Here is a 14,132-nt window from a genome sequence, read left to right as displayed (position 1 = left end):
AGGACTCTAAAGCTCGAATTTTGAATGCTTTTCCTCTGTGTTCTCCATATCTTCAGGTATGGGTAAACCACGCTCCTCCAAAAAAGCTTCAGGACTACTCCCAATATTTACCGTACAATTAGGATTGGGATCAAAAGAAGTGAATTTACCATTTTCATAAGTATACATACCGATTATATGTTCACCTGAAATACCGCCTGGAACTAAATATTCACTATCACTCATTGCATGTTGACTATTTGCATATAGGTCTTTTGATTGAATTGTTCGTTCTGGTTTATACATTACATAAATATAACGCTTTTCATTTGCTTTCACCTCCTCCGGAAATTTTAGTGCCCGCTCAATGTCATCAGTGCTAGAAATAAAAATGGTTGGTGTTCGTTTATCAATATGTCCTTCGTAATCATCAGAATATTTCGACCATGGTTTGATCCCAGACTTAAATATATTGCTTGGTTCGGGCTTCATCAAGCCTTCTTTAAAATTATTCAATGCTAAGTCTTTGGAAGGATCACCAGAATGATGACGGCTATCCGCTCGAAATAGAAGCTGTTCACCTGGAACCACTAATTTTTTATACTCTTTGTTCTGTTCCACATGTCCAATTTGAGGTTTTTCCTCACCAGTTACTTGGAAAAAACCAACGACTTCGCTAGGCTCAACCGCACGCGGTATCAAACTCAGATTGGGATCACGGTTTTCCGAGAAACCATCCGTATTTATTAATGCTGAAGAAAAAACATCTACTACATAAACATATTTATGTTTCTGGGCTTTTTTTAAATCCAAGTGATTTCGAGAGATGATATACATGCTTGATTCTTTATTAACAGACCTTCCCAATATTCCTTCAAATAGTACTCGACCAAATCCATTTGACTTAAATCCTTGCTTAAACACTTGTGATGGGGGGGTATCACTGTAAATATAGGCTATTGTTCTTTCTTCAGCAGCATTGAACTTTAATTGTGACCTTAACAATCGATCCTGTTGTTCTTCGTGCAATATATCTGTCACTAAGGGTGGAGATTTGAAATCAACACTCTTCCTTTCCTGAATTATATTTAATAATTTATTTTTAACCTCATTGATCAAGATATTTTGTTCATTATCAGGAAGTTTATCTAAATCTTTTAATTGAGCAAGCGCTTCATAAAAATCTTGTGTAATATGATTTCTTGAAAGACCCACGAACATTTTAAAAGTACTCAATTTTTCCTTGACACCTTTTTCTTCGGTCTCTAATTTACTCACTTCGGTCTGTGTTTTACTATCTGCTATTTTTCCTAAATCACTTAAGAATTTTTTCTGTCCTGCTACCTCGCTTTTATAAGGGCTACTCAAATGCTCTTTGAACATTTCCCTCATAGTCAAAACAGTATTAGGAAGATCATTTGTAACTGGAGTACCCTTCCAGAATGCAATAGCGCCCTTCCAAAAGGAGGGCGCGGAATCGGATGCTATTAATAAATGGATAATTCTATAGAGCTGCTGAAATTTATTTACATCGATCATAGACTTAATGGAATTACATCACCGATAGTTTTAGTATAGGCTATTTTTTTTGCAATATTTGATTGTATTGATTAATTATTGACCTGATGATTTCTTAAATGAGCTGTTGCAGGAGGATGTATCCGGGGTTAATGCCTAACTTCTTGCAGATTTTAACTAAAAAATCAAAATACTTTACCTGTACTATAATTTACATGCGAAACGATAAATTATTGGAGTATTTGCATGTCACCCCACGTTAAAAACAGATCTCAAGATGAGATTGATTCCATTCATCAATATTACATGGAAATTATCAATTCAATGCCCCATATTGTGTACTGGATTGATACTGAATGTAATCTCAAAGGATGTAACAATAATTTCATCAAATTGCTTGGACTAAATTCGCTCAAAGATCTGAAGGGTTCGCCTTATCAGCAAATGGAGGAATTTGCGCAATGGGATAAGCAACGGGTAGAAGAATTAAAATTAGATGATATGAAGGTAATTTTTTCGGCTGTCCCACAACATCATGTCGAAGAAAAACCTATCGAAGACAATTCAGGTACAGCTTATTACTTTGAATCGTCTCGAATACCAATGTATGACCGCAATAAAAAAATAATTGGACTAATTGTTATTTTAAACGATGTTACTTTAAATAAACAACTTAAAACCCATGTCAATGCGCTGGAAGAAAATAATCAAAAAGTTGAACATTCCTTGAAAGAAGGTTATTTGCCTACTGTGCTTATGGTGGAAGATAATGTAATTGCGCAAAATGTTGAAAAAGCACTCTTAACTGCATTGCATTGTCACGTCGATATAGCAGATTCTGCAGATAGCGCTATCAAATTATTTCATCCCGGAAAATATGATCTTGTTTTAATGGATATTGGTCTTGAAGACTCTTCAGGGTATGTCGTTGCAAAACAACTACGTCAAAAGGAAAAAAATACAAATCATCATGTTCCCATCATCGCTTTGACTGGTTTTGAAGCAGATGTGGTCAAATATGATTGCCAACATTATTTTATGGAGGGAGCGATCAGCAAGCCATTAACTTGTGAACAAGCAGAACAAATTATCAAACATTACGTGTATCATATGGATGTTCCTGTGCGCGGTTTGAAGACAACTTAGCATATTATTGCTATCATAATTCTTTTTTAATGAATTTCTCATATGAGTAGTAATCCAATTGATAATCAGCGTATCTTATCTTTAGATGTTTTCCGGGGTCTAACTATGGCATTGATGGTATTAGTTAACAGCCTTGGAACAAGGGTTTCTTATCCCATATTAATGCATGCTGAGTGGAATGGTTGCAGTTTAGCAGATTTAGTATTTCCTGCTTTCTTGTTTATCGTCGGGATCACAACGGTTATCAGTCTGAAGAAACACATTAATGAGGCAAGTAATGCCCAACTTTACCGAAGTATTTTAACGCGTACCTTTCTTTTAATTTTTTTTGGATTATTTCTTAGTGTTTTTCCAAAAATTATTAATTTATCAACGATAAGGTATTATGGAATTTTGCAACGTATTGCTTTATGTTACTTCATCTGTTCGATTCTCTATCTTCGTACATCCATTCGCACACAAATTATTATCTTTTTCGGGATTCTTATTGGTTACTGGTTTTTCCTAACTCAAGTTCCACTTCCTGGTTCTGCAACGGACCAATTAAGTATGGCAAACAACTGGGGCGCTTATATTGATAATCAAATATTTTCTCCTGCACATTTATTATTTAAGACTTTTGATCCAGAGGGTCTTTTAAGTACTATCCCATCAATCGCTACAACACTTTTGGGCCTTTTAACAGGACACTTTTTATTAACTCGAATCAGTAAACAAAAGAAAAGCGCAACCTTAATCGCAGTGGGTTTGCTTTCACTTGTGATAGCCTGGATATGGAGTTATAGCTTTCCTATTAATAAAAATTTATGGACAAGTACTTTTATTTTATGGAGTAGTGGTTTTTCGCTTATCGTTTTTGGCTTATGTTTTTTTGTTATCGATGTATTGGGTTATACAAAATGGTCTATTCCCTTTAAGATTTTTGGCATGAATGCACTTTTTATTTTTATTTTTCACGTTATTTTACTGAAAATTCAATCGATGTTTGTTTTTCACTTAGCCGATGGCTCTCAAGACGTGTTACGGGTAGTCATCGCGGAATATTTATTTGGAACATTTAGCCAAGAAAACGCAGGGCTTTTTTATTCCATAGGGTTTCTTTTTTTAAACTTTCTGGTGGCTGCTTTTTTATATCGGCGAAAAATATTTATAAAAATTTAGATAACTCAAAGGAATACTCAAAAATCTAAGCCCATGTCATAGGGCTAACGTATTGTTCATCCTTTCGGAGTTCGTTATAATAATAGGTTAGTTTGAACTATCTGAAGTTAGTGGAGTCGTTTTCGATGCCAATATATGAATATCAATGTACCAGTTGTAATCATCACTTTGATTTAATGCAAAAAATTAGTGATGAGCCTGTCAAACAGTGTCCTGTATGTTATAAAGATACAGTGGTCAAACTGATCTCCGCTGCTGGCTTTCAACTCAAAGGTACTGGTTGGTATGCTACTGATTTTAAAAACAAAAATACTAAATCCGCAGAAGCTACTGCTAAAAGTGATGGTTCCGGTACAGCAGATAAAGCAAAAGATACTTCTTCCTCAAAAACTACTACAGACGGTGACACTAAGTGAAAGCATTGTCATTAAGAAGCTATTTACTCACTGGATTGGTGGTTTGGTTACCCATACTCATCACTATAGGAGTATTGCGTTTTATTATTGACTTACTTGACAATACTTTGGCTTTGATCCCTAAAGCGTATCAACCCGAACAATTAATTGGCCATTATATTCCTGGTTTAGGAGTTATTTTATCACTTATTATTCTGCTTGTTACTGGTGTCATTGCGACTAATTATTTCGGACAGCGATTAGTAGAGTGGGGGGAATCGATTCTTGTTAAAATTCCGCTAGTCCGCTCAATATATAAAACAGTAAAACAAGTCATTAATGCCTTATTATCAACAAATAGCGAGGCTTTTAGAAAAGTAGTTTTGATTGAGTATCCACGTAAAGGATTATGGAGCATTGCTTTCCAAACAGGTGCAGCAAGTACATCAATAAATAATAAAACAAAAGAAGAATTGGTCTCTATATTTATCCCTACTACTCCTAACCCCACTTCAGGTTTTCTTATGATGCTTCCAAGAACTGATGTTATTGAGTTAGATATGAGTATTGAAGATGCACTGAAATTTATAATTTCTTTAGGAGTGATGCCGCCAATGTCAGAGGCTGCATTAACAAACAATTTGTAAAAATTTAAATAGGCGGTTTTTTATATGCGTACACACTACTGTTTGGGCGTCGATGAGTCAAGTTTAGGAAAAGAAGTTATTGTATGTGGTTGGGTTCATCATCGTCGAGATCATGGTGGTGTCATATTCCTTGATATACGTGATAGCTCAGGTATTCTGCAAGTAGTTTATGAACCAGAGAATAAAGAATGTTTTTCTGATGCAGAAAAATTACGCTCCGAATTTGTGGTGCGAATTACCGGAGTGGTACGTAAAAGACCCGAAGGGATGATTAATCCAGCGATGGCTACAGGTACAGTCGAGGTAATTGGCAGCAAGCTCGAAATTCTTAACCAATCACCAACCCCGCCATTTTTACCTGATGATTTTCAAGTTGTAAATGAAGATCTACGTTATAAATATCGTTACATTGATTTGCGTCGTCCATCAATGAAGCACAAACTCACATTAAGACATCAGTTAAATAGTTGTATTCGTACCTATCTTAATCAGCAGAATTTTCTTGACATTGAAACCCCAATGCTGACCAAAGCAACCCCAGAGGGAGCACGTGACTATTTGGTACCATCCAGAGTTCATCCAGGGTCATTTTATGCATTGCCCCAATCACCACAGCTTTTTAAACAATTACTTATGATTTCTGGGTTTGACAAGTATTATCAAATCGTTCGTTGTTTTCGCGATGAGGATTTGCGAGCCGATAGACAACCTGAATTTACACAACTTGATATCGAGATGTCGTTTATTGATGAAGAAAGCATTCTCAACCTGATCGAAGGTTTATTAAAAACGGTATTTAAACAAATTCTTAATGTGAATTTACCTGAAAAATTACGCAGAATGCCTTATGCTGAAGCAATGCGGCGCTTTGGTAGTGATAAACCGGATTTGCGCAATCCTTTAGAGCTCATTGATGTGGCTGACATAGTAAAAGACTGTGATTTTAAAGTATTTTCTACTGCAGCAAATGATTCTGAATCCAGAGTGATTGCATTACGACTCCCAGGTGGCTGTGATCTAAGCAGAAAGGATCTCGATGATTATGGCCGTTTTGTCGGTATTTATGGAGCTAAGGGACTTGCTTACATTAAAGTAAATAATCTGGATGAAGGAATGACCGGTTTGCAATCTCCCATTTTAAAATTTCTCTCCGAAGATGCAGTACTCGCAATTCTGCAACGCACAGAAGCTAAAACTGGAGATGTTATTTTCTTTGGTGCGGATAGAAACCATATTGTTAATGAAGCGATGGGCGCATTAAGAATAAAGTTAGGCCATGATAGAAAACTACTTAAAGAGGGGTGGGAATTATTATGGGTTGTTGATTGGCCCATGTTTGAAATGGATTATGACGCGAACAAATTAAATCCGATGCATCATCCATTTACTTCACCCAAAGATCTATCACCTGAGAACTTACGTGCTAATCCGACACGGACCTTAGCCAAGGCTTATGATATAGTAATTAATGGCTATGAAATCGGCGGGGGATCCATACGTATTCATCAATCTGATTTACAAAAAGCAGTTTTTGAGTTGCTTGGAATTAATGAGCAAGAGGCTCAGGAAAAGTTTGGCTTTTTATTGGATGCTTTACAATATGGAGCGCCACCGCATGGAGGTATCGCCCTGGGTATCGATCGCCTAGCGATGTTACTTACAGATTCAACATCAATTAGAGATGTTATTGCTTTTCCTAAAACTCAAACAGCATCGTGCCTTTTAACGAGCGCGCCATCACCTACGGGGAACGCGCAATTAACTGAATTAGGAATAAGACTTGCTCCAACGACACAAAATAAATAACAAGCTGGGTAGAAAGCTAGCTAGCCTCGTAAAAAAATTGATCATCCCTGCAAAGCCGGGGATCTCTCATCCAATTGATATCAAAATTAATTTGGAGAGGGATCCCTGTATTTATAGCAAGAGTTCTTTATTAATAAAAATGAAATCACTCTCAGAAAGTCGAAGATATTTAAGTTTCTTATTTTTCTTTTTTTTCTGTTCTTCCTTAGCTATAGCTGCTCCGGCCAAGAAACCGGCTACTTTTACTGAATATTTAACCCAAGAAAAAGCGCATTTGACACAATCCATTCAGGAAACAAAGCAGCCAATCATGCTTCAAAGTGAGAAAGAGTTTAATGCCAAAATGAAGCAAGTATCGGCCATTCTCTCGATGAGCCGCGTTAAGATTGAAAGCCTGGAAAGTTTTCTTGACCATCAATATAAAGAACAAAATAATTTAAATCAGCGTTTAAAGCATCTGCAGCAGATGCCGATATCGAAAGAAAATACAACGATTCCTGAGCGCGTAGAAAAAGTAGAAAACCTGCTTAACATCAATAAACAAACTACTCAGCTCATCATTGAAAATTTAAAACTTGCCAAAGAATATCAATCCTCATTGAATGAAGAGATAAAACATTTGGAGCTGTGGCATTCGAATTTTGTTCTTGAGCAAAAACTAGCGCAAATTAAGTCATTAAAAGAACAACTGAATAAGCGTTTGGCTGTACTTTACGAAACCAATGCCCAAAATAAATCAGATAAACATTCTAAGTCATCAAAACCACTTTCTGCGGCCGATTATGAAGCAATGCTATTGATGAACAATCAAAATATTGCAGCGATTCAAAATCATTTAAATGCTTTAAATATCCAAAAGACCGTAGTAAGAGCAGATATTATTTATCTTAAAAATCCAGATACAAAAAATTTACAACTCATCACCGATATTTACAAAGATGCTTTAAGTCAATATTCTAAAGTTGAAAAAACGATCCAACAAATAAGCAATTTTCTGAATAATGAAACGAAACTTATTGGTCCTCTAAATTTAAAAAAATCGATACGGTCGTTACAAGATACCTTAGCCCTGCAACTTAAAGAGGCGAATGTACAAAAGCAACTGCTTATTAAGAATTTGTCTGATTATCAAGCCCAGCTCAAGAAATTAATGTCTGCTCGACAAACTCTTGCGGATTACAATATTAGCAGTTGGCCTATTATCCTTAATAAAATTGCAGCAATTCCTGGTTTATTTTATAAATACCTCAACACTTTGAGTTTAAAAGTATACGATAGCTACTTATGGTTAAGTCCTTTATCTATGGTGATCTTATGGGGTGGATTTGTCTTTATAGCGGGTTTTTTCTTCATGATAAGCCGTATTTTAAGAACGCTTCGTCGAGATAAAGAGCGTTCCCGTTTAACCGGTTATCTATATGATGGTATTTTGGTTTTAGTGCAAAGAAATTTACCTTATTTTTGTATCGTTTCTATGTTATGGGCGTTGCTCTACGTAACCCATATTTCCTTCTCTAATTATCAGTTGTTGTTTAAATTAATTGCCGTATGGTTTACTTTTAAGATTTTAATCTTGATAGCACGCTTAGTGTTGCTCGAGCGAATTACTGACTCATCAGGTAAGGATGTCAAACTTTATTACCGTTTAAAATGGTTATTACTTTTTGGTGGTTGGACTACGGCTTTAATGACTCTTGGTCATTCATTACCCTTATCGATACTGCTTCAAGACATATTTAACCGTTTATTTATGCTCTTTATTTTAACAGTGTCCTTGGTTATATGGAAAAGTAAGGATGTCATTCCGTATCTTCTTCGTCCATTATTGAAAAGTCAAAAAAGATACGTGAAAAATGCCATTTCTTTATTGGTGATCCTTGTCCCCATAACCTTATTTACTACTGCTGTAATCGGCTTATTAGGATTTATCAATTTAGCATGGAATATGAGTCAATATCAGGCCTATGCTTTACTTGTTCTCGTAGGTTACATCCTTTCACGGGGCCTTTTATTCGATGCTTTAGAGTTGTTTTCAGAATTAATGATTTCCTCATTGCGTAATGGATGGTTGTGGGTAGAAGTTTTTTTAAAACCCTTAGATAAAATTCTGCGGATTTTATTACTTGTTGCGAGCATGTTGGTTCTGTTTCAATTATTTGGCTGGCATTCTGATTCGTGGGTTATGGTCAGCTTGGGTAAATTTGCTCAATATACCATCGTCAATATCCCAGGTATTCATATTACTATCACCAGTACAATAGGGTTTTTTATTCTACTTGCAGTTTGTGTTTGGGCTGCTAAATGGACACGCGAATTTTGTTATCGCTGGTTGTATAAAAATGCTAAAGATGCCGGGATAAGAAATAGTCTTTCGGTTTTTAGTCAATATGCAATAGTTCTTTTAGGTGGCTTTGTATCTCTGCATGTGCTTGGATTTGATTTTAGCGGTATGTCAATGATTATCGGGGGACTTGCCGTTGGTATGGGATTTGGTTTACGTGATTTTGCCAGCAATGTTGTTGGTGGTCTAATGTTACTTGTTGAAAGACCTGTACGAGAAGGGGATTTAGTTACAGTAGGCGAACATGAAGGACGTGTTTCTCATATTGGCATTCGGTCTATGAGAGTTTCTTCTTGGGACAATATGGAGGTATTGATTCCTAATGCAGAAACTTTTAATAAACCTTTTACCAACTGGACACATCAGGATGGTATTGTCAGAACAGTTATTCCTATAAAGGTCAGTCGTTCTGATGATCCCGTAATGATTCAGCAACTGATACAGGATATTTTAGCAACGACCCCAGAAATTGTTGGAGATCCACCGGCTCAAGTGTTTCTTAAAAAAATTGATGAAGCCTTGCTTGAGTTTGAGGTTCGGTATTTCATTAATGTGCAAATCCATACTCGAATTGAGGTTCAATCTAAAGTATTGTTTGCCATAATGACACAGTTCAAAGCAGCAAATATTAAACCTCCTATAGAACCGATTTCCATTGAAATTAAAGAGGGACAAGGTGATCTCATCACTAAAAATCAGACCACCGAAAACTGAAGCTGAATTACTTGAACGATGCTCCACTATTGCTGGTCTTAGTTTTGCACAACTTGGTTTAAGTCTGGGTTTATCTATTCCAGCTAATCCAAATCAGAGAAAAGGATGGGTGGGGCAGGCCATTGAATTAGCTTTAGGCGCTGATGCCCAAAACAAATCATTGCCTGACTTCAAATTTCTAGGTGTAGAACTTAAAACACTTCCTTTAAATAAATCGGGAAAACCCACCGAATCGACATTTATTACATCCATTCCTCTACTTACAATTCATAGACAAGTATGGAAGACCTCTCAATGTTACCTTAAATTAAAACGAATTTTGTGGGTTCCTGTAGAAGGAGATACAGACATCTCTTATCCACAAAGAAGGATTGGTCAAGGATTTATATGGTCACCAGATCGACTACAAGAGAGTGTTCTAGAAGCAGATTGGAATTATTTGTCTTTGCAAATCGGTACTGGCCATCTTGAAAGCGTCGATGCAAAAGAAGGGGAGTATTTGCAAGTACGGCCGAAAGCAGCAAATGGAAAATCTTTATGTTACGGTTATGATATTCAAGGGAATAAAATAAAAACACTACCGCGCGGGTTTTATCTAAGAAGTAGTTTCACGGCAAAAATCTGTTCAGCTTAAGTATGTTCAGTTCGGAGTAGACTCAGTCGTATTGTCTGAGCTGTTCAACTCAGTGTTTTATTGAATTGAACTCTTAACACGGTGAATCCAATGAACAAGATACTTCTGACCTATGGGGTTCATAAGTAAGAAATTCTGCCGAAGTTAAACGCTGGGCTTTAACAGCCCAGCCTACGCGTCTTCATACTTTAAGTTGTATGTAAGAAATTTCGGGGTGATAGTATGTGTTACTCCGACTTTGAATGTCCTAAGCTAAGTACCGAAGGCAGCATCCCTTTTATTTGCTCTACAGGTTGCTGTACTTTAGCAATTAAAAGTTCTCTGAAATGAGCGTCAGTTGCGAAGTAACGAATTGCACTTTCTACACCTTTGTATACACCCACCTCAAGTTCACGTCGCTCGACGCTAGCTTTTAAGTCTTGAAGGCGATTGAGATCAACATCGGGTTTAGGTGATGAAAAGAGGGAATAGGCATAAGAGAAGCTGCTCCAAATAGAGGTTTTAGTTTCTTCTGCTGCAGTTACCTTTTTCCACACCAACATAAATTCAGTAGGGCAAAGTGGGGCCATTAATTTAATCATACGCTGAACATCTGAATTTGAGAGTATTGCGGTATTATCGGTACCATCATATTCAGGTTGATTTTTTTTCAAGCACCAGTTGTATATCACCTTCATTTCATCGAGCTGGTTGTGGAAGTCAGCGAGACTAAAATTTTGAAGAATATAACCAGCAGCACCACAATAAAGAAACATACTTAGGAAATAATTAGCGAACTCAGGGATTGGTAAAAGAAATCCTGCGAGCCAAGAACCACCCCAAGCTGTTAGTCCAGTACTCATTCCTTGGAAAAGGTACATTAGATTCGCATTGTACTCGAAGTCATTGATGTATTTTTTTAGTGCGGCTTGTTGTTCCACATCATTTACATTAAATGGTATGGAAGTTAGTGCTCTTAAAGCCTCCGCACGGTCTTTTTTTGCTTTTTCAACAGCGGTCATGCCTTCAACAGTAAGTTTACCCACAATACTCTCCTTGTAAAAAAGTAACAATAAAAACCCTATTCATCCTACCCGAAAAAACGGGAGTTATGCTATCGCTTTTTTACAAAAAATATGCTTTAAGAACGAAAATTATAATGATTACATTACATTTTAAGCATATACCCACATTGCAATTATATTTTTTATCTATAAAAATCATAAAGTTATTGGATAATAAAATTAATCTGCCAATGAGGTTGCTCGTATAAATACATAGTTTTGAAACTCTAAATACATTCAAGTTGAAGCAAAAATAATTACACAGTATATTGGAAGATTACTCATAAAAATTAAGGACGATTATTATGAGCATTCCCTTAGATTTAATAAAAAAGCACTTAATTCAGTACATACCTGAAAATAAATCCGGTGGCGAGGTTATTTTATCCGTTGGTGAAAGTTTATTACTTGTTATGGATGCGTGTATTCAAGCAAATGTTGATCCCATAATAAAAGATCAATTAAATCTCCTTTATATTGAAGGCATCAAGTCAAAAGAGGAACTTAGCTTTATTAAAGAAGTCCAGGACATTTTGGCATCTAAAAATTATACGGTTAAATCGGATCCCATTACTATTAACGAAGACGCCACGCGACGCTATTTTGAAACGCAGCTTGCTTATTATCTTCTTCAAAATAACGCAGAAGAACTTAATCAAAACGAATTAAGTGAGTTTACAAAAAATTTAAAAAAACGATTATTTTCTTTACCCGCCCCTGATGATAATCATATTAAAAAAGCTGAAAAAATCCTTAAGGGGGAAATGGATCCAATACTTAATAAATATGAAACTGAATATGCACAAATAATATCTATGTTAGCCAAAAATAATTTCTATGGCTTATCTAAAAAGGCCTGCACTAATTTGTTGGAAATCGCATGTAGCACTAGCCTGTCAACATTAAATACCCAGATTGATCAGTCAATGCCAGTCGATTATTGTAGTGATACTGTTTTTACGATGGGAATGGATGGAAGGGGACGAATAATAAAGAAAGATCATGATAAAGTGCGAACAACAGCAAAGGGGTTAATGAAATCCAATTCCCCACTTCCTCTATATCATGATGTGGTGAATGCGGCACATTCACAATATGACGATAAAACAAGAAAACAAATGGAGTCGCCTTTTCAACGTTCTGCAGATCAGGCGAGCTTCATGATAGAAAGCCAATGGACACAGTTTCTATTTTCACGAATGACCCAAGTATATTCTAATGGGATTTCCAGCACTACGCTGGCACAAATTAGAAATATCATTCTAGAAAAACGTTTAGGCCATGTTTACCACAAAAATTCTTTTCAAAAATATATGACTGCATTTGCTGCGCTGATGGTATACAACAGTGGTGGACATTCTTTTTTTGAGATTTTTGAAGTATTCAAATTTCCATTGTGTCGTGAATTAATTGAAGATGAACCTGGATTAGTTAAAACGTTAGAAGAAGATAAAATGATGTACAAATGGCTTTGCATGGATCAAAGCGATGCCTATGAAAAAGCATTGCATGCCACGCGAAATTATTTTCACTCTCTTTTATCCAAAAAAATAATTAACGCTGAATTTAAAAAGAAACATATGTCTGTTTTAAGCGTACCGCAAGAACAACTTACTCTCCATTTTGCGGTTGTTTATCACAACTTACATGATCTTGAACAATTGATTCATACTCTTGGAAGAGAAAATATAGATGCTCCTAATTATAAAGATTGGACAGCGCTTATGGTCGCTTCTCAATTGGGTAAGACTGATCAAGTAAAAATGCTTCTTGCTGCAGGTGCGGATATCCGAAAACAAGTAGATGGACTTTCATCCCTAGAGCTTGCAATCAAAAATAGCCATTTTAAAACTACTGAAGTCTTATTAAAGGGCGGAGCTGTAGTAAAAAGAGCACAAAAAGCTAAAGGAGGTTTAAAGGCTAGGGTTCCTGCTTTATATCTTGCCTGCAGACAGACTGATGTGGGTATTTTAAGGTTATTATTGGAGCAAAAAACACTTAACATCGATGATAAAAAAGAAGCCATACTGTGTGCTTTGAAAATTGAGAACTTCGAAGCATTAAAACTCATCATAAATCAAATCACCAAAGAAGAAAGACATAAATTTTTTAATGAAAAGTATAAATTCAAACTATTAAAAGAGGCGGTAAAATTAGGTAATACCCAATTAATTAAAGGAATACTCCAATTTGATATTTTTCCGTCTTTTGAACAAATAGACTGCCAATCTTTATTAAGTGTGGCGGCAGAAAAGGGGTTTTTACCTACTGTAGAATTGCTATTGAAGCTATATTTTCAGCATTTAGATAAACATAAAGCCAGTCAAGAAATGCTTTTCTCAATAAACCTGGATCCAATACTTAGTACGGCCTTAGAATATAGTCATTTTAAATTAAGTATTTTTTTAATGATGCGAGGAGCCAATATCGATTTGGTCTCGTCAAAAATAGAGCATCTCGATGAATTTGCAAAATATATAAAAAATAGCGAATATTGCGATTTATTTTATATTCAAGAGTTGGATTCAGATAGTATTTCTATCCAGTTGAAAGAAGATTTGTCTCACTTAAAACAGGAACAGAACGAAGCCGCTTTTAAAATGCCACCTAAAAGTCATATTGAATCTTCTACTTCGAGTTGTACGCTAAGTTTTTTTAGTGATAGGGAAAAATTACAAAAAAATGAAAATGATGCTACTCTAAATTCGGTGGTAACTCTGTGAATCAAGAATGGTTTCATTTGACAAA

At 35.8% G+C, this 14,132-nt stretch carries 10 protein-coding genes; 8 read left to right on the top strand and 2 right to left on the bottom strand.

The features are described from left to right. Positions 1-6: 6 nt before the first annotated feature. Positions 7-1,362, bottom strand: a complete 1,356-nt coding sequence (locus EL022_RS11130; protein WP_126325199.1) for a scabin-related ADP-ribosyltransferase — start codon at positions 1,360-1,362, stop codon at positions 7-9. 381 nt (positions 1,363-1,743) lie between these two features. On the opposite strand from EL022_RS11130, the gene EL022_RS11125 reads away from it, so the two are divergent. The 7 genes from EL022_RS11125 to mutH all read left to right on the top strand — a co-directional run bounded on the left by EL022_RS11125 (position 1,744) and on the right by mutH (position 10,341). Beyond that, positions 1,744-2,643, top strand: coding sequence for a response regulator (locus EL022_RS11125; RefSeq protein ID WP_028380505.1), 900 nt, complete (start codon positions 1,744-1,746; stop codon positions 2,641-2,643). Between the two features lie 42 nt (positions 2,644-2,685). Then, the gene (locus tag EL022_RS11120; RefSeq protein WP_028380506.1) at positions 2,686-3,804 is read left to right on the top strand and encodes an acyltransferase family protein; all 1,119 of its coding nucleotides are present in this window, start codon (positions 2,686-2,688) and stop codon (positions 3,802-3,804) included. 125 nt (positions 3,805-3,929) lie between these two features. Then, positions 3,930-4,220: an FmdB family zinc ribbon protein gene (locus EL022_RS11115; protein WP_028380507.1), complete on the top strand. Its 291-nt coding sequence runs from the start codon at positions 3,930-3,932 to the stop codon at positions 4,218-4,220. Beyond that, positions 4,217-4,846, top strand: a complete 630-nt coding sequence (locus tag EL022_RS11110; RefSeq protein ID WP_028380508.1) for a DUF502 domain-containing protein — start codon at positions 4,217-4,219, stop codon at positions 4,844-4,846. The genes EL022_RS11115 and EL022_RS11110 overlap by 4 nt, the downstream gene beginning before the upstream one ends. Positions 4,847-4,870: 24 nt before the next feature. Beyond that, complete coding sequence (aspS, locus tag EL022_RS11105; RefSeq protein WP_028380509.1) at positions 4,871-6,652, top strand: aspartate--tRNA ligase; 1,782 nt, start codon at positions 4,871-4,873, stop codon at positions 6,650-6,652. Positions 6,653-6,791: 139 nt separating this feature from the next. Next, positions 6,792-9,707: a mechanosensitive ion channel domain-containing protein gene (locus EL022_RS11100; protein ID WP_197718060.1), complete on the top strand. Its 2,916-nt coding sequence runs from the start codon at positions 6,792-6,794 to the stop codon at positions 9,705-9,707. Continuing rightward, positions 9,670-10,341 (top strand): DNA mismatch repair endonuclease MutH, encoded by a 672-nt coding sequence (gene mutH / locus EL022_RS11095; protein ID WP_028380511.1) that lies wholly within the window; start codon positions 9,670-9,672, stop codon positions 10,339-10,341. Before EL022_RS11100 ends, mutH begins: the two co-directional genes overlap by 38 nt. Positions 10,342-10,568: 227 nt before the next feature. Here mutH and EL022_RS11090 read toward each other — a convergent pair whose 3' ends face one another. Further along, entirely contained in the window at positions 10,569-11,366 is a 798-nt protein-coding gene (locus EL022_RS11090) for a hypothetical protein (protein ID WP_028380512.1), read from the bottom strand. Between the two features lie 323 nt (positions 11,367-11,689). Here EL022_RS11090 and EL022_RS11085 point away from each other — a divergent pair, with 323 nt between their 5' ends. After that, positions 11,690-14,107, top strand: a complete 2,418-nt coding sequence (locus EL022_RS11085; protein ID WP_035900463.1) for an ankyrin repeat domain-containing protein — start codon at positions 11,690-11,692, stop codon at positions 14,105-14,107. The last annotated feature ends 25 nt before the right edge of the window (positions 14,108-14,132 follow it).

Origin of the sequence: Legionella cherrii (assembly GCF_900635815.1) — a bacterium.
Lineage (GTDB): Bacteria > Pseudomonadota > Gammaproteobacteria > Legionellales > Legionellaceae > Legionella > Legionella cherrii.
This window is presented reverse-complemented; position numbering and strand designations above follow the sequence as displayed.

What these genes read in the sequence shown, in the direction of transcription:
- EL022_RS11125 (WP_028380505.1), top strand. Translation starts at nt 1,744, where the DNA reads ATGTCACCCCACGTTAAAAACAGATCTCAAGATGAGATTGATTCCATT.
- EL022_RS11120 (WP_028380506.1), top strand. Translation starts at nt 2,686, where the DNA reads ATGAGTAGTAATCCAATTGATAATCAGCGTATCTTATCTTTAGATGTT.
- EL022_RS11115 (WP_028380507.1), top strand. Translation starts at nt 3,930, where the DNA reads ATGCCAATATATGAATATCAATGTACCAGTTGTAATCATCACTTTGAT.
- EL022_RS11085 (WP_035900463.1), top strand. Translation starts at nt 11,690, where the DNA reads ATGAGCATTCCCTTAGATTTAATAAAAAAGCACTTAATTCAGTACATA.
- aspS (WP_028380509.1), top strand. Translation starts at nt 4,871, where the DNA reads ATGCGTACACACTACTGTTTGGGCGTCGATGAGTCAAGTTTAGGAAAA.
- EL022_RS11130 (WP_126325199.1), bottom strand. Translation starts at nt 1,362, where the DNA reads ATGTTCAAAGAGCATTTGAGTAGCCCTTATAAAAGCGAGGTAGCAGGA.
- EL022_RS11100 (WP_197718060.1), top strand. Translation starts at nt 6,792, where the DNA reads ATGAAATCACTCTCAGAAAGTCGAAGATATTTAAGTTTCTTATTTTTC.